The sequence below is a fragment of the Sandaracinaceae bacterium genome (assembly GCA_016706685.1).
Taxonomy (GTDB): domain Bacteria; phylum Myxococcota_A; class Polyangia; order Polyangiales; family Houyiibacteriaceae; genus JADJJE01.
The window spans coordinates 23,782-46,245 of record JADJJE010000029.1 but is presented as its reverse complement, the minus strand read 5'-3'; the positions used below and the strand labels follow the sequence as shown (position 1 = coordinate 46,245).

General features: G+C 70.7%; 17 protein-coding genes and 1 tRNA gene. 13 read left to right on the top strand and 5 right to left on the bottom strand.

What is annotated here, in order from left to right; genetic code table 11:
* Positions 1-68: 68 nt before the first annotated feature.
* The 5 genes from dacB (at position 69) to IPI43_26805 (ending at position 4,437) form a co-directional block, all read left to right on the top strand.
* Positions 69-1,505 carry a D-alanyl-D-alanine carboxypeptidase/D-alanyl-D-alanine-endopeptidase gene (gene dacB / locus IPI43_26825; GenBank protein ID MBK7777691.1) on the top strand — a complete coding sequence of 479 codons (1,437 nt, stop codon included), beginning with the start codon at positions 69-71 and terminating at the stop codon, positions 1,503-1,505.
* Between the two features lie 78 nt (positions 1,506-1,583).
* Positions 1,584-1,660 (top strand) — tRNA-Arg (locus IPI43_26820).
* 28 nt (positions 1,661-1,688) lie between these two features.
* Positions 1,689-2,651, top strand: a complete 963-nt coding sequence (locus IPI43_26815) for a Gfo/Idh/MocA family oxidoreductase (protein ID MBK7777690.1) — start codon at positions 1,689-1,691, stop codon at positions 2,649-2,651.
* A gap of 98 nt (positions 2,652-2,749) precedes the next feature.
* Positions 2,750-3,334, top strand: a complete 585-nt coding sequence (locus IPI43_26810; GenBank protein MBK7777689.1) for an N-acetyltransferase — start codon at positions 2,750-2,752, stop codon at positions 3,332-3,334.
* Complete coding sequence (locus IPI43_26805; GenBank protein MBK7777688.1) at positions 3,331-4,437, top strand: DegT/DnrJ/EryC1/StrS family aminotransferase; 1,107 nt, start codon at positions 3,331-3,333, stop codon at positions 4,435-4,437. The genes IPI43_26810 and IPI43_26805 overlap by 4 nt, the downstream gene beginning before the upstream one ends.
* Here IPI43_26805 and IPI43_26800 read toward each other — a convergent pair.
* On the bottom strand, positions 4,392-5,564 hold the full coding sequence (locus tag IPI43_26800; GenBank protein ID MBK7777687.1) for a glycosyltransferase family 4 protein: 1,173 nt from the start codon (positions 5,562-5,564) through the stop codon (positions 4,392-4,394). The two genes, IPI43_26805 and IPI43_26800, sit on opposite strands and share 46 nt — an antisense overlap.
* Positions 5,565-5,769: 205 nt before the next feature.
* On the opposite strand from IPI43_26800, the gene IPI43_26795 reads away from it, so the two are divergent.
* The 3 genes from IPI43_26795 (at position 5,770) to IPI43_26785 (ending at position 11,868) form a co-directional block, all read left to right on the top strand.
* On the top strand, positions 5,770-8,148 hold the full coding sequence (locus tag IPI43_26795) for an O-antigen ligase family protein (protein ID MBK7777686.1): 2,379 nt from the start codon (positions 5,770-5,772) through the stop codon (positions 8,146-8,148).
* A 120-nt stretch (positions 8,149-8,268) separates the two neighbouring features.
* Positions 8,269-10,422: a polysaccharide biosynthesis tyrosine autokinase gene (locus IPI43_26790; protein MBK7777685.1), complete on the top strand. Its 2,154-nt coding sequence runs from the start codon at positions 8,269-8,271 to the stop codon at positions 10,420-10,422.
* Between the two features lie 9 nt (positions 10,423-10,431).
* A complete protein-coding gene (locus tag IPI43_26785) occupies positions 10,432-11,868 on the top strand; it encodes an undecaprenyl/decaprenyl-phosphate alpha-N-acetylglucosaminyl 1-phosphate transferase (GenBank protein MBK7777684.1) in 1,437 nt (478 codons plus the stop codon).
* A gap of 8 nt (positions 11,869-11,876) precedes the next feature.
* Here IPI43_26785 and IPI43_26780 read toward each other — a convergent pair whose 3' ends face one another.
* Genes IPI43_26780 through IPI43_26765 form a run of 4 tightly spaced genes read right to left on the bottom strand, consistent with a single transcriptional unit; the run spans position 11,877 to position 17,065 of the window.
* Positions 11,877-12,182, bottom strand: coding sequence for a hypothetical protein (locus IPI43_26780; GenBank protein MBK7777683.1), 306 nt, complete (start codon positions 12,180-12,182; stop codon positions 11,877-11,879).
* Between the two features lie 5 nt (positions 12,183-12,187).
* On the bottom strand, positions 12,188-14,044 hold the full coding sequence (locus IPI43_26775; GenBank protein MBK7777682.1) for a peptidoglycan DD-metalloendopeptidase family protein: 1,857 nt from the start codon (positions 14,042-14,044) through the stop codon (positions 12,188-12,190).
* Between the two features lie 52 nt (positions 14,045-14,096).
* The gene (locus IPI43_26770; protein ID MBK7777681.1) at positions 14,097-14,942 is read right to left on the bottom strand and encodes an ATP-binding cassette domain-containing protein; all 846 of its coding nucleotides are present in this window, start codon (positions 14,940-14,942) and stop codon (positions 14,097-14,099) included.
* A 50-nt stretch (positions 14,943-14,992) separates the two neighbouring features.
* The gene (locus IPI43_26765; GenBank protein ID MBK7777680.1) at positions 14,993-17,065 is read right to left on the bottom strand and encodes a putative metal-binding motif-containing protein; all 2,073 of its coding nucleotides are present in this window, start codon (positions 17,063-17,065) and stop codon (positions 14,993-14,995) included.
* Positions 17,066-17,263: 198 nt separating this feature from the next.
* Between IPI43_26765 and IPI43_26760 the strand changes: the two genes are divergently transcribed.
* The 5 genes from IPI43_26760 (at position 17,264) to IPI43_26740 (ending at position 22,455) form a co-directional block, all read left to right on the top strand.
* Positions 17,264-18,049, top strand: coding sequence for an enoyl-CoA hydratase/isomerase family protein (locus IPI43_26760; GenBank protein ID MBK7777679.1), 786 nt, complete (start codon positions 17,264-17,266; stop codon positions 18,047-18,049).
* Between the two features lie 81 nt (positions 18,050-18,130).
* A complete protein-coding gene (locus tag IPI43_26755; GenBank protein MBK7777678.1) occupies positions 18,131-19,270 on the top strand; it encodes a hypothetical protein in 1,140 nt (379 codons plus the stop codon).
* Positions 19,271-19,285: 15 nt separating this feature from the next.
* Positions 19,286-20,536, top strand: a complete 1,251-nt coding sequence (locus tag IPI43_26750; protein MBK7777677.1) for a tetratricopeptide repeat protein — start codon at positions 19,286-19,288, stop codon at positions 20,534-20,536.
* Between the two features lie 132 nt (positions 20,537-20,668).
* Positions 20,669-21,601, top strand: coding sequence for a 3-methyl-2-oxobutanoate hydroxymethyltransferase (gene panB, locus IPI43_26745; GenBank protein MBK7777676.1), 933 nt, complete (start codon positions 20,669-20,671; stop codon positions 21,599-21,601).
* A gap of 2 nt (positions 21,602-21,603) precedes the next feature.
* Positions 21,604-22,455, top strand: a complete 852-nt coding sequence (locus IPI43_26740; GenBank protein MBK7777675.1) for a pantoate--beta-alanine ligase — start codon at positions 21,604-21,606, stop codon at positions 22,453-22,455.
* Positions 22,456-22,464: the final 9 nt, after the last annotated feature.

The window sequence follows — 22,464 nt, the reverse complement described above, 5'->3', positions numbered from 1 at the left end:
AGAGCTTGGCCGCCCCTGCCCCCCCCCCGCAGATGCCACCCCACCCCATCCCTGCTAGCGTCGCCCCCATGCTCTACCGACACGGATGGGTCGCGATGCTGGTGCTGCTGTTCTGCGCCACCCTCAACCACGACACGGGCAGCGCGCAGGGCGAAGCGCTGGCCGGACGCCTGGCCGCGCTCATCAGCGAAGCGAACCTCGGTGATGGCGTTGGGGTCCACGTGGTGGACGTCACTTCGGGGCGGCAGATCTTCGACCATCGGGGCAGCGTGGCGCGGAACCCCGCCAGCAACATGAAGCTGGTGACCGCGGCGGCGGCGCTGCTGCGGCTGGGACCTGGGCACCAGATGATGACGGGGCTCTACGGCCGTGTCACGGACGGCGTGGTGGACACGCTGGTGCTGCGCGGCTTCGGCGACCCCACGCTACGCATGAGCGACCTGGTGGAGCTGTGCGAGCGCCTGCAGGACCGCGGCGTGCGCACGGTGCGCAACATCGTGGTGGACAACAGCTACTTCGACGACCAGCACCTGCCGCCCGCGTTCGACCAGCAGCCCAACGAGACGGCGGCGTTCCGTGCGCCGATCTCGGCGGCCCCCATCGAGCGCAACGCCTACGTCATCAACGTGCTGCCTGCGGCCACGGCCGGTGAGCCCGCGCGCGTGCGCCTGGCAGCGGCGGGGTACTTCGTGGTGGACTCGCAGGTCACCACCGCGCCGGACGGGGAGCCCCGCGTGGTGGCCGTGCAGCGCGCGCGCGACGACGGCCAGATGAACCTGCGCCTACGGGGCAGCGTGCCCGCGGGTGGCCTGCCGTCCAGCTTCCGCCGCCGGGTGGAAGACCCCATCGGCTACGCCGGCCACGCGCTGGCCGAGGCCCTCGAGCGCACCGGCATCCGCGGCACGCGGCGAGTGCAGCAGGGGCGCCCGCCCGAGGGCCTGGCGCTGCTGTCCAGTCGCTACTCGCCCACCATGAGCCAGCTGCTGCACGCCGTGGGCAAGGACAGCGACAACTTCGTGGCCGAGACCGTCATGAAGGTGCTGGGCGCGGAGGACCGGCGCCCGGGGACCAGCGCGCACGGCGCCGAGATCCTGCAGGCCGTGCTGGCCGAGGCGGGGGTGCCTGCGGGCCAAGCCACCATCGTGAACGGTTCGGGCCTCTTCAACGGCAACCTCATCGCGCCGGCACACCTCACGGCCATCATGCGCCACGTGTACATGAACCCTGCGGTGCGCGACGAGTACCTGGCCCACCTCGCCATCGCCGGCCAAGACGGCACCATGCACCAGCGCCTGTCCGACCTGCCGGCGCGTGGCATCGTGCGCGCCAAGACCGGCACACTGAACGACGTCATCAGCCTGAGCGGCTACGTCCTGGGCCCCAACAACGGCCAGGTGCTGGCCTTCAGTGTCATCATCAACGGCGCGCGCGGTCAGCAGCACCAGGCGCGCACGCTGTCCGACGACCTGGTGCGCGCGATGGCGAGCTTCCTCTACCCGCGCTGAGCGGAGAGCGACACGTGACTTGCCACCCGCGCGTGCATCGGTTACGAACGTCGCCCGTCCGGCTCGCCGGAGCACCCGGGATGCTTAGCTCAGCTGGATAGAGCACTGCCCTCCGAAGGCAGGGGTCAGAGGTTCGAATCCTCTAGCATCCGCCACCACCCTCCGCGCTACCCTGCCGCCTGCATGACAGCCAACTTCGCGCTCCTGGGCATCGGCGGCTTCGTCGCGCCCCGCCACCTCAAGGCCATCGCCGACAACGGCGGAACCCTGGTGGCTGCCTGTGATCCCTTCGACTCGGTCGGGATCATGGACAAGTACTTCCCGGACGCGGCCTTCTTCACGGAGGTGGAGCGCTTCGACCGCTTCCTCGAGAAACGCCGGCGTGAGTCGTCGGCCTCGGCGGTTCAGTACGTGTCCGTGTGCTCGCCCAACTACCTGCACGACGCGCACTGCCGCCTGGCGCTGCGCCTCGGCGCGCACGCCATCTGCGAGAAGCCGCTGGTCATCAACCCGTGGAACCTCGACCAGCTCAGCGTCATCGAGGGTGAGAGCGGCTCGCGCGTGTACACGGTGCTGCAGCTGCGCCTGCTGCCCTCGCTCATCGCGCTCAAGGCGCGCCTCACCGAGGACGCCGCGCGCGGCATCCGGCACCAGGTGCTGCTCAGCTACGCCACGCGCCGCGGGCGCTGGTACGACGTGTCGTGGAAGGGCGACGAGGCCAAGTCGGGCGGGCTGGTCACCAACATCGGCATCCACCTGATGGACCTCATGGTGTGGCTGTTCGGCGCCGCGCGCGAGGCCGAGGTGCACCAGCGCGAGCGCGACCGGGTGAGTGGCTTCCTGGCGCTCGAGCACGCCGACGTGCGCTGGCTGCTGTCCACGCGCACCTCGGACCTTCCCCTGGCCGTGCGTGACGCGGGCGGTCACGCCCACCGCACGCTGACGCTCGACGGGGAAGAGATCGAGTTCTCCGGCGGCTTCACGGACCTGCACAGCGAGGTGTACCGCGAGGTGCTCGCGGGGCGGGGGTTCGGCATCGAGGACGCGCGCCCTTCCATCGAGCTGTCCTACCGCCTGCGGACGGCGGAGTTGACCACCCCTCTCCCCGAGCGCGCCCACCCGCAGCTCGTCGCCGAGCCCACGTGAGCAGCGGCGGCGCGGCCTACGTGGCGCACCCCAGCGCGTGCGTGGACGAGCCCGCCCAGATCGGCGCCGGCACGCGCATCTGGCACTTCTCCCACATCATGAGCGGCGCGGTCATCGGGCGTGACTGCAACCTGGGTCAGAACTGCTTCGTGGCCAGCGGCGTGCAGCTGGGCGACCGCGTGAAGATCCAGAACAACGTCTCGCTCTACGCGGGCACCGTGGTGGAAGACGAGGTGTTCCTCGGCCCGTCGTGCGTGCTCACCAACGTGACCAACCCGCGCGCCCAGGTGGACCGGCGCAGCCTGTACGAGCCCACGCTCCTGCGCCGTGGCTGCTCGGTGGGCGCCAACGCCACCATCGTGTGTGGCGTCACGCTGGGGCGCTACAGCTTCGTGGGCGCCGGCGCCGTGGTGTCCCGCAGCGTGCCGGACTACGCGCTGGTGGTGGGCGTGCCCGGCCGCGTGGTGGGCTACGTCAGCCGCCACGGACACCGCCTCCACTTCGTGGGCGGCCATGCCACGTGCCCCGAGTCGGGCCTGCGCTACGTGGACGAGACCAGCGGCGTGCGCTGCCTGGACCTTCACGAGGACGCCCCCTTGCCCGAACACCTGGCGCGCGGCGAGCGAGCGCACGACGACTGGAAGCCGGGCGCCATCACGGAGCGCGGCGAGGGCGAGGCGTGAAGGTCCCGCTCCTGGACGTCACCCGCATCCCCGCGGACCTGCAGGCGCGCCTCGAGGCCCGCGCCATCGAGGTGCTGCGCAGCGGCGAATACATCCTGGGCCCCGCCGTCAGCGCGTTCGAGCGGGACTGCGAGCGCGTGCTCGAGGTGCCGCACGCGCTCGGCGTGTCCAACGGCTCGGACGCCATCCTGATGCTGCTCATGGCGCTGGGCATCGGGCCCGGCGACGAGGTCATCGTCCCCAGCTACACGTTCTTCGCCACGGCGGGTGCGGTCTCGCGCCTGGGCGGAACGCCCGTGTTCGCCGACTCGTGCGTGGACACGCTCAACCTCGACCCGGCTCAGGTCTCACGCCTGATCACCGCGCGCACGCGCGCCATCATCCCGGTGCACCTCTTCGGGCTGGCCGCGGATCTCGCGGGGCTGCGCTCCGTGGCGGGCGAGCTACCCATCCTCGAGGACGCCGCGCAGTCGTTCTTGGCACGCTACGGCGGGCGCCCCGTGGGCAGCATCGAGACGGCCGGCGCGCACTCGTTCTTCCCCAGCAAGAACCTGGGTGGCTTCGGCGATGGCGGCCTGGTCACCACGCGCGACCCGGCCATGGCAGAGCGCCTGCGCATCCTGCGCGCGCACGGCAGCGAGCCGAAGTACCACCACGCCGTGGTGGGCGGGAACTTTCGCCTGGACGCGCTCCAGGCCGCGCTGCTGCACGTGAAGCTGCCGTTGGTGGAGGCCGAGCTCGCTGGCCGGCGGCAGAACGCCGCGCGCTACGCCGAGGCCTTCGCAGCGCTGTCCGAGCTGCGTCTCCCGCCGGCCCACCCGGAGCACACCTACAACCAGTACGTGGTGCGCTTTCCCGACCGCGTCACGCGTGATCACGTGCAGCGGTCACTCTCCCAGGCCGGCGTCGGCACGGCCATCTACTACCCCATCCCGCTGCACCGGCAGGTTTGCTTCGCGGATGTGGCGGCTGGCGCCGTGTGCCCCGTGGCCGACGAAGCCGCGGCCACCAGCCTGGCGCTCCCCATCTTTGCCGCCCTGCGCGAAGACGAGCAGGGCTACGTGGTGGACAGCCTGCGCAGCGCGCTCCGCCCACGCGGGTGACGCCCCAGCTGGGCGGCGTAGACCTGCAGCGTGGCCTCGGCCACGTGCGCGCGTGACCACTCCGCGAGGGCGCGCTCACGGCTGCGCTGCCCCATGCGCTGACGCAGCGCCGGGTCCGTGACCAGCTTCTCGATGGCGATGGCCAGGGCGAGACCATCGCGCACGGGGACCAAGTAGCCGTTGTCTCCGTCGCGCACGATCTCGCGGCAGCCCGGCACGTCGGCGCTCACGATGGGCCGGCCGGCCGCTGCGGCCTCGATCAGCGACAGCGGCGCGCCCTCGCGATAGCTGGGCAAGCAGGCGATGTGGCAGGCGGCGAGCTGCTCCGGGATGTCTGCGCGGCGCCCCAGGTGCTCTACCAGGCCTTCGTCGTGCCAGGCACGCAGCGTCTCGGGCGGGATGGTGCTGGGGTTCTGCGCGTCGGGGTCTCCCACCAACCGGAAGCGCACCGGCACCCCTCGGTCGCGCAAGATGCGGGCCGCCTCGGCGATCTCTCCGATGCCCTTGTCCACCAGCATGCGGCTGTGCGTCATGACGATGGGCACGCCGCCTGGCTCTGGCGCGGGCGCGAAGCGCTCGGTGTCCACGCCCGACCCGCAGATCATGGTGACCTGCGCCGGGTCGATCATGCCGGCGGCGGCGAGTTCGCGCTGGTCGTCGGGGTTCTGCAGGATCACGCTCACGCGGCCACCGCGCTTCACGAGACCCCCGTAGGCCTGCTGCACCACGCCGCGCAGGACCTGACGCTTGAGCCCATCCCCCATGAACAGGTAGCCCATGCCGGCCACCGCGCAGACCACCGCGGGCGCCCGCGTGAGCGCGGCGGCGATGGACCCGTAGAGCACCAGCTTGTGGGCCACCAGGTGCACCACGTCAGGGCGGAAACGGACCATCACCGCGGTCACGCTGGCCACCGAGCGCGCCTCGGCCAGCGGATTGGTGCTGCCGCGATCGAGGCGAATGGGGAAATAGCGGAAGCCCTCGGCTTCGATCCGAGGCTGCAGGTCACCCTGCGCGGTGGCGAGCCCGACGTCGTAGCCCGCGCGCTGGGCTGCCTGAGCGATGTGGAGCCTGTGGGACCAGAAGTACCAGTCCTCGGCGATGACCATCAGGAGACGCGGGCGCACGGCGGGTCTTCTAGCAGGCGGCCGAGGCAAACGCATCGTGCGGAGCGGCCCCGCCCTGCTACCCTCGCGCCGGGACCCTGCCAGCCGAATGTCGAGTGAGACCACAGCCGCGCCTTCGAGCATTCGAGAGCGCCGTCAGCGAACCCGGGCTCGCCGACGCCGACGCTCGCTCGAGCCCCCGCCGCAGCTGTGGGCCAAGGTGCTCGTGGGCGTGCACGTAGCGCTCGCGCCGCTGATGCTGGCTGGGGCCTTCTCGTGGGGGCTGGCCACCAGCGCGGTCTCGAGCGTGATCCTCTTGTTCGCGGTGGTCCTCAGCGACCGAGCGCGGCCGCTGCCGTGGTCTCCGGGCATGGCTGCGCTGCTGGCGCTGGGGGCCGTCACCGTGCTGCAGACGGTGCCCCTGCCCATCGCGCTGGTGCAGGCGCTCTCGCCGTTGGCCGCCGACGACGCGCTGCATGTGGCTGCCATGCTGGGGGACCCTGCGCCTTCTTGGGTCCCCCTCTCGCGTGACCCAGGCCGCACGCGCCTCAGCATGTTGCTGGGGTTGAACGTCATCTGCACGGTGCTGGCGCTGAGCCTGCTGGTGGAGCGGCAGCGCCCGCGCGGGTTCATGCGGGCCATCGCGCTCGCCTGCTCGGTGGTGGTGGTGGTGTCGCTGGGACACGCGGCGCTCGGAGCCACCACGGTCTTCGGGGTGTACCAGCCGGTGGTGGGTGGGCGTGTCTTCGGGCCCATCATCAACGTGAACCACCTCAGCGCGTTCGCAGCGCTGACCACCCTGCTCTGCCTGGGCCTCGGGATCCAAGAAGAGCCTGGCGCGCGCAAGAGCATGGCTCTCTTTGCTGCCACCATGGCCGCTTGCCTCGCGCTCCTGACTACGTCCCGCGGCGGCGCGCTCAGCCTGCTGATCGCCACGGGCATCGCGGTGCAGCTGTCACGTCGTGCCGGAGCACGCGTCGAGATCGTGCAGAAGCTCGTCCTCGGCGCGCTCGTGATCGCCGCTCTGGTCGGCCTCGGGTTGCTGCTCTTCCGCGTGCGCGAGACGCAGGGCCTCAATGACATCGAGCGGCTCGACCTCCTGCGTCGCGGGGGAGAGCTGGCGCTCGATCACTGGATCGCGGGAGCGGGACGAGGCGCCTTCGAACCCGCCTTCATGTACCGCTCCACGTTCCTGGCCCGCTACACGCACCCCGAGAACATCCTCATCCAGTACGGCACCGAGTTCGGAATCCCGGTCACCGTGTTGGCCATCGCCTGGTTCGCGCGCGGCACTTTTAGCGCGCTGCGCACCTCACAGACATCGGCGGCGCTCGGCGCGGGCGTGCTCGTCATGCTCTTCCTCCACGATCTCTTCGACTTCGCGCTGGAGCTCCCCGGTGTCGCCGTGCCCGCCGCCGCCTGCGCCGGCATCGCCTGGACGCGAGCACACGCGGCCCGCAAGAGCGCGTACTACGTGTGGGGAATCGCCACCCTGGCCGCGCTGGGCGTCGCGGCGCTGGTGGTGCGCCTTCCCGTGGACGACCCGGCGACCACGCGTGCCCGGCTCCAGGCCGGCTCCCTCTCCACCGCCGCGCTGGCGGAGATCGAGCGCGAAGTCGCCACGCTCCATCCCGCCGACGGCCTGCTGACGGCGTCGCTCGGTCACGCGTACGCGGAGCGCGGCTCGCCGCGTGCGGGCCGCTGGCTCAACCGCAGCATGTACTTGGCACCCGAGTGGGCCGAGCCGCATCGGCTCGCGGCGCTCTGGCTCGTCCGCATGGGACGCCCCGACCAAGCCTTGATCGAGGTGCGCGAGGCGGACCGGTTGCATGCTGGCGCGGGCACCCCTGCGCTCTGCGAAGTGCTCGCCCGAGACGCCGACGTCGAGCACATCCGGCGCGCCAGCGTGGACGCGGAGTCGCTCGCCGAAACGGTCGCGCGAGCCCGCGCTTGCGCCGGGGTGAGCGCCGACTTTCGTGTGGCCCTGGACGCGCTGCTGGTGGCCGAGGGCACGGACGACTTCGGAGCCCATGCCCGACACCTGACCGCGATGGCCCGCACGCAGCCGAGTGATGCGCGAGCGGGCGCCGAGGCGCTCCGGGCGGCCCACCCGGAGGACCCGGCTGCCATCGCCGTCTGGATGGACATCCTGATCCTGGTGGACCCGGCGGCGGCGCTCGCCGCGCGAGACCAACCCAGCCTTCCAGACGGCACGCGCTGGAACCTGGTGCGGCTGGCCAGTGAAGCCAGAGACCTTGAAGTGGTCGACGACATCGTGCGGGTCATGCGCCGGGACGCAGCCGGGCAGAGCAGCGCGCTCGCGGCCATCGACGCCCGTCACGGACAAGTCCTGGTCGACATTGGGCACCCCGAGGAGGGCATCGCCCTCATCCGCTCCTCCATCGACCTCGACCCGAGCGGCCCAGGAGCGGCCATCTTGCTCCAGATCTCGGTCCGGGACGGACGCATCGGCCTGGCTCGCTCCGCATCACAGCATGTGTGCCGCCAAGCCGGACGGGAGAGCCCACAGTGCCAGAGTGCTGAACAACAGGTCAGTCGGCTGACGGCGTCATCGCCCCGTGGACTGGCGCCGGTTCCAAGGTGAGCGCAAAATGAACTTTCGACGCGCGCTCGCATCCAAGGCAGCGCCCTCTCTCCAGCCTATGCTTGCACCCTCTCGTCACCCTGACGTCCTCTACTCCTCATCGCGAGGGGGCGTCCGCCCATGAGCGGGGAAGACGTGTTCGAGGGGGGTGGGGGGCGACGCTTCGATCCCCGCGAATTCATGCGCCTCGTGGTGCGGTTCGGGTGGATCGCGCTCGTGCTGGCGGTGCTCGGCGGCGTGGGCGGTGCGGTCTGGACCTCGCGCCAGCCTCGCGTCTACAGCGCCATCAGCACGCTCGAGTACGAGCCCAACCCGCCACGCCCGCTGGGGCGCGGCGTCGAGGACGTGGCTGACCCGTTCGGAAATTTCTGGGCGAGCCGAGAGTTCTTCGACACACAAAACCGAGTCATTTCGAGCCGCAACGTGCTCGATCGCGTGGTCCGTCAGCTGGCGCTGCACGAAGATGCAGGCTTCCACGGACACACCGGCGAGGCCGCCGAGCGCTTCGAGGGCAGCACCATCGAGGCAACGTCGGCCCTACTCGGCGCCCGGCTCACGGTCGAGCCCGTGCCCACCACCCGGCTCGTCAACCTGGTCGTCCAGGACTCCGACCCCGAGCGCGCTGCCAACATCGCCAACGCCATCGGCGCAGCCTACATCGAGAAGACGCTCGAAGACCGTATGCGCTCCACGGTCACGGCGCTCGAGTGGCTCGACGGTCAGCTCACGGACCTCCGCTCCGACCTCGAAGCGTCCGAGAACGCGCTGTACGACTTCAAGCGCGAGCATGACGTCCTCTCCCTGTCGCTCGAAGAAAACCAGAACGTGGTCGCGCGCCAGATCCTGGCCTTCAGCGATGCGCTCACCACCGCACGCACGCGCCGCATCGAGCTCGCCGCCCGCGCGGACCGCCTGCGCCGCGCCCTGTCCATGGACCCGCTCGAGGCGCCGCTGTCTGGCCTGACCAACGTGGAGGCCATCATCGAGCTGCGCGCCGCCCTGGTGGAAAAGCTGGGGGAGCGGGAGCGCCTGGCCGTCCGCTACGGCGACAACCACCCGGACATGGTGGCGCTCAACGCGGAGATTCGGACGCAGCAGGAGCAGCTCGTGCGTGAGATGCGGTCGGTCATCCACGGCACCGAGGGTGAGTTCGAGGAGGCCCGGCGCGTGGAAGGTGGCCTGCGCGCCGCCGTCGACCAAGCGCACAGCGAAGGCCTGGACCTGAACCTCCGCGAGATCGAGTACCAGCGCCTCAACCGTGAGCGCGAGAACAAGGCGGAACTCTATCAGCTGGTGCTGCAGCGCACGACCGAGACGGACCTGACGCGCATGCTCCAGGTCACCCACGCTCGCGTGCTGGATCGCGCGCTGCCCCCGCAGTCGCCCATCAGCCCGGTGCTCATGACCAACCTCGGCGGCGGTGCTGCAGGCGGCTTGATCCTCGGCTTGACGCTCATCGCCCTCCTGCTGCGCCTGGACCGCCGCCTCAAGTCGGTGGAAGACGTGGAGGCGCTGGGGCTGAAGGTGGTAGGCATCCTGCCCAAGCTGACCGAGATGCAGCTGCCCGAGCTCAGCTCGCACCACCGGCCCACCTCGGCCGCGGCGGAGTGCGCGCGCACCATCCGCACCAACCTCACCTTCATGAACGCCGCGCGCCCCTCGCGCTGCTTCGTCATCACCAGCGCTTCGCCGCGCGAAGGCAAGACCACCATCGCGTGCAACATCGCCATCGCGCTCGCGCACGCCAGCAAGTCGGTGCTGCTCATCGACACGGACCTGCGCCGGCCGCGCGCCCACAAGCCGTTCGGCATCACCAACAAGGTGGGGGTCACATCGGTCATCCTCGGGGAGTGCTCGCTGGCCGAGGCAGTGTCCCACACCGAGGTAGACGGCCTCGACCTGCTGCCTTCGGGCCCCGTGCCGCCCAACCCATCGGAGCTCTTGCACACCCCTGCTTTCAAGGCTCTGCGTGATGCCGCCACCAGCCAATACGAGTGGGTCATCTTCGACAGCCCGCCTGTCGGGGCCGTCACGGATTCGGCCATCATCGCCCCCCAAGTGGACGGCGTCATGCTCGTCGTGCGCGCGCAGCAGACCACGAAGGAGAGCGTCGAAGCAGCTCTCCGCCAGATGCGCGCCGTCGACGCCGTGATGATCGGTTGCGTGGTGAACGACGTAGACATCAACAGCCGGACCTACGGCTACGGCTACCATCAGTACTACCGCTCGGAGTCGTACGCGTACACGGCCGACCCAGCGGACGCCGCCGGCTGAGTCTCGACGATGCGCTCCTCTGCCGTCGCTCTTCTCGGAGCCTTCCTCGTCTCCCTCGCGCTCATCCCCTTCGCCAAGTGGGTGGCCCGCAGCCTGGGTGCGGTCGACGTGGGAGGTGGGCGGCGCGTGCACGCGGGGTCCATCCCACGCCTCGGGGGCATCGCCGTGGTGCTGGGGTTCTTCATCCCGCTCGTGGCCCTGTTCTTCACCGAGAGCTACGTCGCCTCCATCTTCTATGCGCAGCCCAAGCGGATCATCGGGCTCCTCGGGGGCGGGCTCATCGTGGCCATCCTCGGCGCGCTCGACGACATCCGCGGGGTCAGGCCGCGCACCAAGCTGGCCGTCCAGACGCTCGCCGCGCTCTTCGCCTATGCGTGCGGCTATCGCATCGAAGGCATGCTGCTGCCCTACGTCGGGACCCTCGAGCTGGAGTGGCTGTCCATCCCCGCCACCTGCCTCTGGTTCGTGGCCATCATCAACGCGCTCAACCTGATCGACGGCTTGGACGGCCTCGCGGGAGGCGTCGCGTTCTTCGCCTGCGTGGGCAACTTCACCATGGGCATGATCGGCGATGCCTACATGGTGATGCTGCTCTCGGCCACGCTGGCTGGCGCCATCGTCGGGTTCCTGGTGTTCAACTTCAACCCGGCCAGCATCTTCATGGGCGACTCGGGCAGCATGTTCCTCGGGTTCGTGCTGGCGGCCACGTCGCTCTTGGGCGCATTGGTGAAGAACACCACCGTGGTGGCCATCGCGGTGCCCATCATGGTGCTGGGGCTCCCCATCGCCGACACGGCCATCGCCATGCTGCGGCGGGCGATCACACGGCGGCCGATCATGACGGCGGACCGCGGCCACATCCATCATCGACTGCTGGACCTCGGGCTCACCCATCGCCGGGCCGTGCTCACGCTCTACGGCGTGTGCGCGGCGCTCACCGTGGCCGCCGTGGCGGCGTCGCTGGGGCGCGGGCTCGAGACCACCGTGGCGCTCGTGCTGTTCGCCATCGTGTTGGCGGGCTTGATTCGGGTGGCCGGTGTGTTCGACCGCGCGATGGTCGCCTCGCAGCGTCGCCTGGTGCCCCTGAACGACGTGACCGCGCGCGTGCGTGCCGCCCTGCCCGACGCCCTGCTGGCGCTCACGCCCAGCACCCGGGTGGCAGACCTCGACGCCTCCATGGCCTCCTTCGTGGCGGAGTCCGGCTTGCAGTCAGCCATCTTCACGGACGGTGAGGCGCCCGTGGCGGGCCCCGACGTGGTGCGCTGTGTGTGTGGCGACTCGTTCCTAGACTTCCGAGTCTCGGACGCGCGGCAGGCCGGCACGGAGCTGCAGCTGGCCCTGGACGTGTACGCCAGCGTGGTGGCTGCGGTTCACGAGCGCGACCACCTCTGCCCCATCTCGGAGCGTGCCCCGGCTCCGACCGACGCCGACCTCGCGGCTAGCTGAAGGTCGGCTCAGATGTAGTCGGCACCGGTGCGGATCAGCGGATAGTGATCGCCGGTGCGCGCCAAGACCACGTCGATGGTGTCCGCGCGGCAGCCGCATTCCCAGACGAGCAGCCGTGCGACCAAGCGCAAGAGGTCCGAGGGGTCGTGCTGGGGAAGCTTGTCCATGAGGCGCACACCCCACTGCGACTCGCCGAAGTACACGTCGGCACGCGCCACCACGGATCCTGCCGCGAGCACGTCCCAGGTCTGGTTCGCGCCCGAGTCCCGCGTAGGAGGGGTCTCACGAAAGGTGTAGTCGTCGATCCCCTCCATGACCGTCAGATCCCCAGCCAGCTGCGGGCGTCGAGCGCCCGTGTGCCTCGACGCACCTGGAAGAGCAGCGGACTGCCCATCACGCGGCCCACGCGCTGCCCCATGCGGATGGTGCTGCCGTTCTGCACGTCGGTGCTGCTGAGGCCGGCGTACACGGTGAAGAAGCTGTCGCCGTGCTCCACGATGACCATCAGACCATAGGTCCCGTAGCGGCCCACGAAGGCCACGCGTCCGTCGGCGACCACGCGCGCAGGCGCCTCGCCTTCGACGCGGAATTCGACCGCCGGCCCGTCCTCGCGCTGCACGTCGGTGGTGCGGTAGCGCCCCTCGGTGGGGATGCCCAAGCGACCACGCATCGTGGCGAACGTGGGTCCGATGGCGCTCCCATCGCTGAGCTGGAGCCCCATGCCCGGCATGGGTGCCACGGGCGCGAGCGGCAGGGCCGGCGCCATGAAGGTCTGCTCGTACATCATGGCCAGCTGCTGCTGCTCTTCCATGCGCCGCCGGTCTTCGCTCAAGCGCGTCAGGCGCTCGCGGGCGTCGGTCACGCTCTGGTCCAGGCGCGCGATGTCACGCTGAAGCGCAATCTGTCGGTCGCGCGTGGCGCGCACGTTCTCGATCTCGCGCTGCACCAGGCGCTCGAGGCGCTCCACGCGGGAGAGGTGCCCCAGCATGGCCTCGAAGCCACCCGCCACGGGCAAGAGCCCGGTACGGCGGATGCGGTAGAGCGCGCGGCCCTGCCGAATGATGCGCTGCTCGAAGTCGGCGCGCGCCGAGCCGAGCGCGTCGAGCTCCGACGCCAGCCGTGCGCGACGCGACTCTTCCGTGCGCACCAGGAGCTGCTGCGTGGCGATCGACTCGTCGACCTCCACCAGCGACCCAGGCGCCGTGCCCAGCGACGACGGCGCGAAGCCGGGCTGCGCCGCGACCGGGGTCGTCAGCGCGAGGCAGCACAAGAGCAGGAGTCGCAGACGTCGCTTCATGATCACACCGCCAGGTAGCGTCGCAGGGAGAGCGCGCTGCCGATGGCGCCCACGGCGGCGCCGCCGAGCGTCAACGAGACCAGCGCGATGGGGATGCAGGAAGGCAGCACGCACGCCGGTGAGCGCGGCCACGGTGGCGTCGAGCTCGTCGCGCACCATCAGGAAGCCAGCCATCAGCAAGATGACCGCCAGCAACGCGCTCATGAAGCCCTGGAAGCTGCCCTCCAGCACGAACGGCCCGCGCACGAACTCGTCGGTGGCGCCGCACAGCTTCATGACTTCGATCTCTTCGCGGCGGCGCGCCACGGCCAGGCGGATGGTGTTGCCGATGACGGCCAACACGCACAGCGCCACCAGCAGCGCGAGGGCACCCGCGATGGCGCGCCCCGCGTGCAGCAGGCTCTCGAGGCGGCTGAACCAGCCGCGGTAGGTCTCCACGTCGCTCACGGCGCGAAACTGCGCCAGGCGCTCGGCGATGCGCGCAGAGCGCGGTGCGGCGGTGCCGTCGGCCAGGGTGATCTCGAGCGAGGCGGGGAACACCTCGGCGGGCAGCGCGGCCAGGCCGGCCTCCACATCGGAGTGCTCGAGGAACTGCGCGCGTGCCTCTTCACTGGTGAGCAGCTGGACGTCGCTCACCTCGGGCAGGGTCTCCACCAGCGCTCGAAGCTGCGTTATGTCTTCGGTCTCGGCGCCGTCGCGCAGGTAGACCGTCATGCGGCTCGACTGCCCCCACGCCTGCGCGATGGCCGACAGATTGGTGAGCGCCAGCAGCGCGCCACCCAGGCACAGGAACGCGATGGCGAGGCTCGAGACCGCCACCAGATAGAGGCGCATCTCCTCGCGGAGTCCTCGTCGCGCCCTCGTTACCAGCTGCTTCATATCCATCGCGTCACCGTCTCCGCTGAAGTTCTCGAGTTCGCCCGCGCGTGGTTCAGACCGCGACCGGGTGCTTGTGGACGCCGCTGCCACGGCCCGTCTCGGCCGCGCTGATGATCCCGCGAGCCGACCAGCTGCGCAGGCCACGACGCGCCTCCGACACCCGCCCATCTTCGATGGAGATGATGCGGTGGTCGCGCTTGCTGATGAGCGAGTGGTCGTGGCTCGCGAAGATGACGGTGGTGCCCGTCTCGTTGACCTCCTCGAACAGCGTGAGGATGTCGATGGCCAGGTGCGGGTCGAGGTTGCCCGTGGGCTCGTCCGCCAGGATCAAGGCCGGCTCGGTCACGATGGCGCGTGCGATGGCCACGCGCTGTTGCTCTCCACCGGAGAGGTTGCTGGTGCGTTCTCCACCGCGACCAGCGAGCCCCACGCGCTCCAGCGTCTCCACCACGCGCGAGCGCACCAGGCGCTGCGGCATGTCCAGGATCTCGAGCGCGATGGCCACGTTCTCGAACACCGTCCAGTGCTGCACCACCTTGAAGTCCTGGAACACCACACCGAGGTTGCGCCGCAGGTAGGGGATGGACTTCGGCGTCAACCGCGCGATGTCCCGCCCACAGAAGAGGATGCGCCCCTCGTCCACGGTGTGCTTCCGATAGATGAGCTGCAGCAGCGTGCTCTTCCCCGCCCCGCTCGGACCGGTGACGAAGAGGAACTCGCCGCGCTCCACGGTGAGGTTCAGGCCCCGCAGGGTGGGCTTGTCGGCGCGGAAGTACTTGTGAACGTCTTCGAGCACCAGGATGGGCCGGTTCGCCACAGCCGGATCCGCACGCACGCCAGCGCGGAAGAACGGAAAGGGCCGGACCACTGCGTTGTCGTCGTCGTCGAAGCTGCGCATGCCTTCCGGTACCGCAGTCGCCGGCCGCAGCGCAAATTTCCGGCGAGCGATCAGGGAGGGAACGGGCCGCGCTCGAACGTGAGCACGTAGGCCCCCGAGCTGTGCGCGCCGAAGCCGTCCACCACCACGTGGTAGCGGCCCGCGGGCAGCTCGCGCTCGATGAACGACGTGCCGCCCACGCCGCTGTCGTCGTCGCAGGCATAGGGGTAGTTGCTGCACATGGCGTTCTCGAGGAACACTTGGAGCACTGTGTCGAAGGACGATCCGGCGGTGCCGAGGCGCACCATGCTGGCGGTGTTCAGGTCCAGCAGGAACGTGGCGTCCGGGGACGCGGCGCCGCTCCCGCAATACGGCGAGACCACGTCGTTGGCGAGGCCCGTGGTGTCACCCACGATCACTGCCTTCTGCACGTCGGGGATCACGATCGCTTCCGCGCACGTGTCGTTGCCGGTGGCCTGCACCACGTTGGTGGGCGGGGACGTGTGGATCTCCAACTGGTAGGTGGGCGCAAACGGCGCCTCCACCACCAGGAAGTGTTCACCAGCGGGCAGCGCGAAGCGTAGCAGCTGGGCAGGCGCACCCCCACCGCACTGCGCCACCGGCGGCGTGAAGTCGTTCGTGCAGGTCGCCGCGAGGGCCCCGCTCACGTAGGCCATGCCGTTCTCGCCCGCCAAGAGGTCGATGGACACGTCGCTCGCGCTGGGCAGCACGAAGCGGTGCACCGCGTCCCGGTAGAAGAACCCACAGGCCGTCTCGATGGCGTCGCGCTTGTCGCCCAGGGTGCCGTGCACGATCTCGTTCAGCGGGGTGTCGATGGGCGCCGTGCAGTCGTCGCCCGGGGGCGGGCTGGTGCCGGGCTCGAGGCGCAGCTCGAAGCTGAAGTCCACCTCGCGCTCGGCCGGACCTTCCAGCACCAGCGCATAGTCCCCCGGGGTGAGCGACCGGAACCGGGCGCCCGCCGGGCTGCCGCGGACACAGCCCAGCTCGCTCCCAGCATCGGCGCAGTCGGTGCGCAGCGAGAAGCGCACCGAGTCGGCGCTCGAGGTGGCGGCGAGCGCGACCACGGCATCCTGGGGAGCACCGGGCGGCACGCTGAAGCGATAGACCAGGTCGCCCGAGAGTGGCTGCCCACAGGCCAGGTCGAGGTCGTCGGCCACCCCCACGAACGAGCCGTTCGCCGCAAACGGGGGCACCACGCTGGTGGCCGTGGCGCACGTCTCGTTGGCGGGCGGGAGCGTCGGTTCATCGAGGCTGACGCTCAGCTCCACGGCGCCCGCGCTGCTGGCCACGAACGCGTAATACGTTCCGGGCGCCAGGCTGCGGCGGCGCACCTCGCCGGGTGAGTCGGTGTCACACGCGATCCCCAGGCCCCCTCCCCCACAGCTGGAGCGCAGGTCGATCTGCGTGGTGCCCGGCGCAGCGGCGCGCAGCGTGACGTCGGACGTCTCGTCCAGCACCAGGCGCGCCACCAGCTCGCGCCCCGGCCCCGCGCAGGCAGCGCCATAGTCGTCGCGCGCGCCCGCCGTGGCGATGGCGAACAGGCCACCCGCGCTCACGTCGAGCGCGTCGTCGCACAGGTCGTGGGCTGGGCGACCGCAGGCCGCCTCGTCGATGTCGCCGTCGCAGTCGTTGTCGAGCGCGTCGGTGCACAGCTCCGCCTGCAGCGTGCCGCGCAGCGGGTCGGCGTCGTCGCAGTCGCTGCCCCCCACGCAGCGCGCATCCGCCTCGCCGTCGTTGTCGAAGTCGCGCGGGAGGTGGAGGCACATCCGGCGCGACTCGTCGCAGCGGTCCAGGGTGCAGACGTTCCGGTCGTTGCAGTCGCGCAGCGGGCCACCCACGCAGCCGAACGTCGGGTCGCACACCTCGGCCCCGTTGCAGAAAGCCCCGTCGTCACATGCCAGCGCGTCGGGGGTGTGCACGCAGATGCCGCGCAGGTCGCACACGTCGCGCGTGCAGGCCACCCCGTCATCGCACTCGTCCACCGTGTCGCAGCGGTCGCCGGCGTCGAGGTGCGCCAGGTCCGGCGGCCCCTGTTCCGGCCCGCCGTCCGGGCCGCCGAGCGCCCCGCCGCCCTGGCAGGCAGATGCCCAGAGGGCCAGGGTCACGAGGGCGAGCGCGCGCACGCCCGGAGTGTGACACACGGCGCTGGCCCGGGCAGCGGTGCCTGGGTGTAGACAGCCAGCGACCCCCTTCATCGTCGTCGTTGTCCTGGTCGTTGACGGCGACGGCGAAGGCGACGGTTCCCCTTTGCGCCAAAGGGAAAACGCACAGCCCATGGCGACCACTCGACGCCGCGAGCGACCTGTTCCAGAACCCGGCGCATGACCGAACCCGCAGTCTTGTACAGCCGCGACGGCCACGTCGGCGTGCTCACCCTGAACCGCCCCGACCAGCGCAATGCCATGACCCCCGAGCTGCTGGGGGACTTCGCCGTGGCCGTGGAGCGTGCCAAGGCCGACCGAGGCGCACGCGCCGTGGTGCTGGTGGGCACGGGCTCGTGCTTCAGCGCCGGGGCCGACCTGCACTCTTCGCTCAAGACCGGGGACCCGAACGGCCTGCCGCACGAGCGCTCGTTCGCCATGTACGCGCCGTTCCTCGAGCTGCGCAACGTGGGCGTGCCCGTGATCGCCGCTCTGCAGGGTCACGCGGTGGGCGGCGGCTTCGGGCTCTCGCTGATGGCCGACATCCGCATCGCGAACGAGCGCGACAAGTACGGCGCCAACTTCGCGCGGCTGGGCCTGCACTCGGGGATGGCCATCAGCTTCATGCTGCCCCGCCTCGTGGGGGTGTCGCGCGCGTCCGAGCTGCTGTACACGGGGCGGCTGGTGATCGGCGCGGAGGCCGAGCGCATCGGTCTGGTGAGCGAGGCCCTGCCGGGCGAGCAGGTGTTCCCGCGCGCCATGGAGCTGGCCGGCGAGATCGCCCTCTCCTCCCCGCGCGCCGTGCGTCAGATGAAGCAGACCATGAAGACGCTCCTGGGCTGGGACGTGGAGGGCGCCGCGCGGCTCGAGGCGCTGCTGCAGAGCGAGTCGCTCACCACCGCGGACGCCGCCGAGGGCCTGGCCGCCATGCGCGAGAAGCGCGCCCCCCAGTTCGCGGACGACTGACCCGGGCGCCCTGCCCGGCTCGGTGGCCGTCGTGCGTCCTGAGGGCGCGCGAGCCCTCGATGTCTGGTACACCCGTGGTCCATGTCCGAGTCCACCTCACTCCCGCTGCCCCTCGCGGAGCTGCCCGAGTCGCTGCACCGCTTCGCAGACCCCAAGGCCCCCGGCCCCGCGCGCCTGATGGCCGCGAAGGGCCTCGTTCCCATCAAGGGTGGTGACCTGGTCACGCTCATGGTGCAGCTGGCCGCCGACCCCGACGCGGGCATCGCGAGCGCGGCCGACGCCACCCTCACGGGCCTGCCCGAGAACGTGCTGCGCGCAGCCGCCGAGGCCGCCATCCCGGGCGCCATCCTCGAGGCGCTGGCGCGCAAGTTCATCGACCGCGAGCCGTTGCTCGAGGCGCTGGTCATGAACCACAACACGCCCGACGCTGCGATCATCGTGGTGGCGCGCTCGGCGAGCGACCACCTGTGCGAGGTCATCGCCACCAACCAGCAGCGCCTGCTGAACCAGCCCGTCATCGTGGAGGCGCTCTACAAGAACCGCAACATGCGCATGTCCACGGCCGACCGGCTGGTGGAGCTGTGCGCCCGCAACGGGGTCGAGCTGACGGGCATCCCCAGCTTCGCCGAGCACGTGGCCGCCATCACGGGCCAGCTCATCCCCGAGCCCACGGACGAGCCGCTGCCTGGCGACCTCATCTTCCAGGAGGCGCTCGCCGCCGACGCCGACGACCCGGACGCCATCGTGCGCGAGGTGAACCCGCTGCTCGACGAGCAGGAAGAGAAGGTCGCCGACAAGTTCAAGCCGCTCAGCTTCCAGATCAAGGCCATGACCAAGAGCGAGAAGCTGCGCCTGGCCGTCATCGGCGACGCAGCTGCGCGGGCCCTGCTGGTGCGCGACACGAACAAGGGCATCGCCATGGCTGCCATGTCGTCACCGAAGATGACGGAAAAAGAAGCCACCAACATCGCCTGCTCGCGTGAAGTCGGTGCGGACGTGCTGCGCTACATCGGCACTCGGCGGAAGTGGCTGCAGAGCTACGAGCTGAAGATGGCGCTCATCTTCAACCCCAAGACGCCCGTGGGCATCTCGATGGCCTTCATCGCACACCTGCGCCTCAACGACCTGCGCACGCTGGCCAAGAGCCGCAGCGTGGCGCAACCCCTCAAGACCCTCGCCCGGCAGCGCGTCGAGATGCTCGAGAAGGCCGGCCGCGGCTGAAGGCCCCGTCAACGCATGTCATTCTTCAAGAAACTCCTCGGCAGCGACCCCGACACTCACCTCCGCAAGGCCGAAGAGCTCTTCGCGCGCGGAGCCTTCGGCGAGGCCAAGCTGGCGTTCGAGAGGGCGCGTGACGCCTTCCCCGGCGACCGTCGCTCGGAGCGGGACGGCGTGGTCGCGCGCATCGACGCTTGCCGCGACGGCATCGCCAAGAACCGCATCGCCCAGGGGCTGCTGCTGCGGGAGCGCGGTGAGCGCGAGCTGGCCAAGGAAGAGCTGCGTGGCGCGCTCGACGTGGCGGCCGACCCTTCGCTGGTGGACCGCGCCCAGGCCGAGCTCGACGACGTGGACCGGGTGGAGGTGCAGCAGGCCAACCGTCGTGTGGTCATGACGCGCGAGGAGCGCATCGCGGTGCTAGCGGGCTCTTGGTACGAAGAGCAGGCCAGCGAGTACGCGGGGTACGGGGATGAGTTCTTCGACGCGCTGCTCGCGCTCGACGACGAGGACTTCCCGGTGGCACGGGACGGGTTCGCGGCGGTCCTGGCCAAGGCCGAGGCGCCCATCTACTTGATCCTGGAGCACGCCAAGGCCTGCACGCTGGCTGGCGACAGCGAGGCCGCAGTGGCGGGGTACAAGCGCTTCCTGGCCGCGCTGCCCGAGGGCGAGGGCGGCGACCGGCGCCTGGGCGCGCACATCCAGATTGGCTCGCTGCACGGGCTGGCCGGCGACCAGGAAGGCGCGCTGGACGCGTTCCAGGCCGCCGTCGAGGACTTCCCCGACGACTACCGCCCGTACTTCGCGCTCGGCCAGCAGCTGCGTATCTCCGGCGCGCCGGCCGAGGCGCTGGAGGTGCTGGAGCTGGCGCTCGACCGCGCCGGCGCGTCGCCCGAGTGGAGCTTGCTCGAAGAGATCGGGCTGACCCTGGCCGAGACGGGCAACGGGCCGGGCGCCACCGCCCAGCTGGAGTCCGTGCTGAAGCGCTTCGTGGACCGCGGGGACGCGTTCATCCCGCCGCGCACGGCGTGGCGTCTGGCGGCGCTCTACGAGGAGCAAGGGCGCCTCGACCGGGCGGCCGACGTGTGGCGCATGCTGGCCGAGCGTGGCCCCCAGACCGAGCGGGCTCGCGCCCACGGCGAAGCGGGCCGCCTGCTGGCCGCCATCGGGCTCGACGACGAGGCCAAGAAGATGCTCAAGCGCGGGGTGGTGCTCTCGGAGGCCGACAGCCCGCTGCGGGCCGAGCTCGAGGCCAAGCTGGCCGCGCTCTAGCCCCACCCGCCCCCCGCACTGAATCATGCCCCGGTGCGGGCGTCGAAAGCCCGTGCTACCTTCTGAGGAGCGCCAGGTGAAAGCGTGGACCGGGAATCGCCCCGGCCGCGACTGCAGCCAGGAGACCGCCACATGACCAAGCCCAAGGGGACCTCCACGTCCGCGAAGCCCGTCACCGTTCCCATGCTGCGTGCCATGAAGCGCGCCGGCGAGCGGATCACCATGGTCACCGCCTACGACGCCACGTTCGCGCAGCTGTTCGACGAGGCTGGCGTGGACATGCTGCTGGTGGGCGACAGCCTGGGCATGGTCGTCCAGGGGCTGGACTCCACGCTGCCGGTCACCGTGGACGAGATCGTCTACCACTGCCGCGCGGTGGCCCGTGGCACCCGGCGCGCGCACATCGTGGGCGACATGCCCTTCATGAGCTGGCAGATCAGCCCGGAGGAGGCGCTGCGCAACGCGGCCCGCTTCCTGTCCGTGGGTGGTGCCCACTCGGTCAAGCTCGAGGGCGGGCGCAGCGCGGCGGCCACCATCGAGCGCATCGTCACCGCCGGCATCCCGGTGGTGGGCCACGTGGGCCTCACGCCGCAGAGCGTGCACGCCATGGGCGGCTTCCGCGTTCAGGGCAAGACCGAAGACGCCGCCGCGCGCGTGCTGGACGACGCTCGCGCCGTGGCCGAAGCGGGCGCGTTCGCGCTGGTGCTCGAGGGTATCCCGAGTGATCTCGCCGCCGCCATCACCGACGCCATCAGCATCCCCACCATCGGCATCGGCGCGGGCCCCGCGTGCGATGGCCAGGTGCTGGTCTGCTACGACCTCCTGGGCCTCACGCCCGACATGCGCCCCAAGTTCGTGAAGCGCTACGCCGACTGGTTCGAGGACGGCAAGCTGGCCGCGGCCCGCTACTGCGACGAGGTCCGCTCGGGCGCCTTCCCCACCGAGGAATACGCGTTCGGCCAGGTGCTGCGCCGCGAAGAGAGCGCTGCCAGCGTGGCGGCTCCCAGCGCCGCGCCCGTGAACCCCGAGCGCCAGCACGGCCCCAGCTACGGCCCCGTGAGCTGAGCATGGCGCCGCGCATCATCCACGATCCGTCCGAGCTGCGGGCGGTGTGCGACGCTGCCCGCATGCAGGGGCAGCGCGTGGGCCTGGTGCCCACCATGGGCGCACTGCACGACGGGCACCTCTCGCTGGTCACGCAGGTGGGGGCGCGTTCCGACCTGCGCGTGCTCACCATCTTCGTGAACCCGCTGCAGTTCGCGCCCACCGACGACCTCGACCGCTACCCGCGCACGCTCCAGGCGGACGTGGAACGCTGCGCCACCGTGGGCGTGGACATCGTGTTCGCGCCCGCGCCGGACGTCATGTACCCACCGGGCTTCCAGAGCCACGTGGAGGTGGAAGGCATCACGCAGCCGCTCGAGGGCGAGTTCCGGCCCGGGCACTTCCGTGGCGTCACCACCGTGGTGAACAAGCTCTTCAACCTGGTGGGCCCGTGCGCCGCCGCGTTCGGCAAGAAGGACTTCCAGCAGTGGCGCGTGCTCGAGCGCATGGTCACCGACCTGAGCATGCCCATCGAGATGCTGGGCTGCGCCATCGTGCGCGAGCCGGACGGGTTGGCGCTGTCGTCGCGCAACCGCTACTTGGCGCCGCACGAGCGCGAGCGCGCGCTGGGTCTCTCCCGCGGGCTGCGAGCCGCGGAGGCGGCGTGGCAGGCGGGCGAGCGCGACGCGCAGCGCCTGGCCGCCATCACGCGCGAACACGTGGTGGCCAGCATGGACCGCATCGACTACGTGGCCGCCGTGGACCCCGACACGCTGCTGCCGCCCACGGACGGGGTGCCGGAGCGGCTGGTGGTGCTGATTGCCGCGCACCTCGGGACCACGCGGCTGATCGACAACCTCGAGTTGGGCGCCTAAAACAAGAGC

Bases quoted from the DNA above. Each gene is read 5' to 3' on its own strand.
- IPI43_26760 (MBK7777679.1), top strand. From the start codon at position 17,264: ATGACCGAACCCGCAGTCTTGTACAGCCGCGACGGCCACGTCGGCGTG.
- IPI43_26740 (MBK7777675.1), top strand. From the start codon at position 21,604: ATGGCGCCGCGCATCATCCACGATCCGTCCGAGCTGCGGGCGGTGTGC.
- dacB (MBK7777691.1), top strand. From the start codon at position 69: ATGCTCTACCGACACGGATGGGTCGCGATGCTGGTGCTGCTGTTCTGC.
- panB (MBK7777676.1), top strand. From the start codon at position 20,669: ATGACCAAGCCCAAGGGGACCTCCACGTCCGCGAAGCCCGTCACCGTT.
- IPI43_26815 (MBK7777690.1), top strand. From the start codon at position 1,689: ATGACAGCCAACTTCGCGCTCCTGGGCATCGGCGGCTTCGTCGCGCCC.
- IPI43_26750 (MBK7777677.1), top strand. From the start codon at position 19,286: ATGTCATTCTTCAAGAAACTCCTCGGCAGCGACCCCGACACTCACCTC.
- IPI43_26790 (MBK7777685.1), top strand. From the start codon at position 8,269: ATGAGCGGGGAAGACGTGTTCGAGGGGGGTGGGGGGCGACGCTTCGAT.
- IPI43_26775 (MBK7777682.1), bottom strand. From the start codon at position 14,044: ATGAAGCAGCTGGTAACGAGGGCGCGACGAGGACTCCGCGAGGAGATG.
- IPI43_26755 (MBK7777678.1), top strand. From the start codon at position 18,131: ATGTCCGAGTCCACCTCACTCCCGCTGCCCCTCGCGGAGCTGCCCGAG.
- IPI43_26810 (MBK7777689.1), top strand. From the start codon at position 2,750: ATGAGCGGCGCGGTCATCGGGCGTGACTGCAACCTGGGTCAGAACTGC.
- IPI43_26780 (MBK7777683.1), bottom strand. From the start codon at position 12,182: ATGGAGGGGATCGACGACTACACCTTTCGTGAGACCCCTCCTACGCGG.
- IPI43_26770 (MBK7777681.1), bottom strand. From the start codon at position 14,942: ATGCGCAGCTTCGACGACGACGACAACGCAGTGGTCCGGCCCTTTCCG.
- IPI43_26785 (MBK7777684.1), top strand. From the start codon at position 10,432: ATGCGCTCCTCTGCCGTCGCTCTTCTCGGAGCCTTCCTCGTCTCCCTC.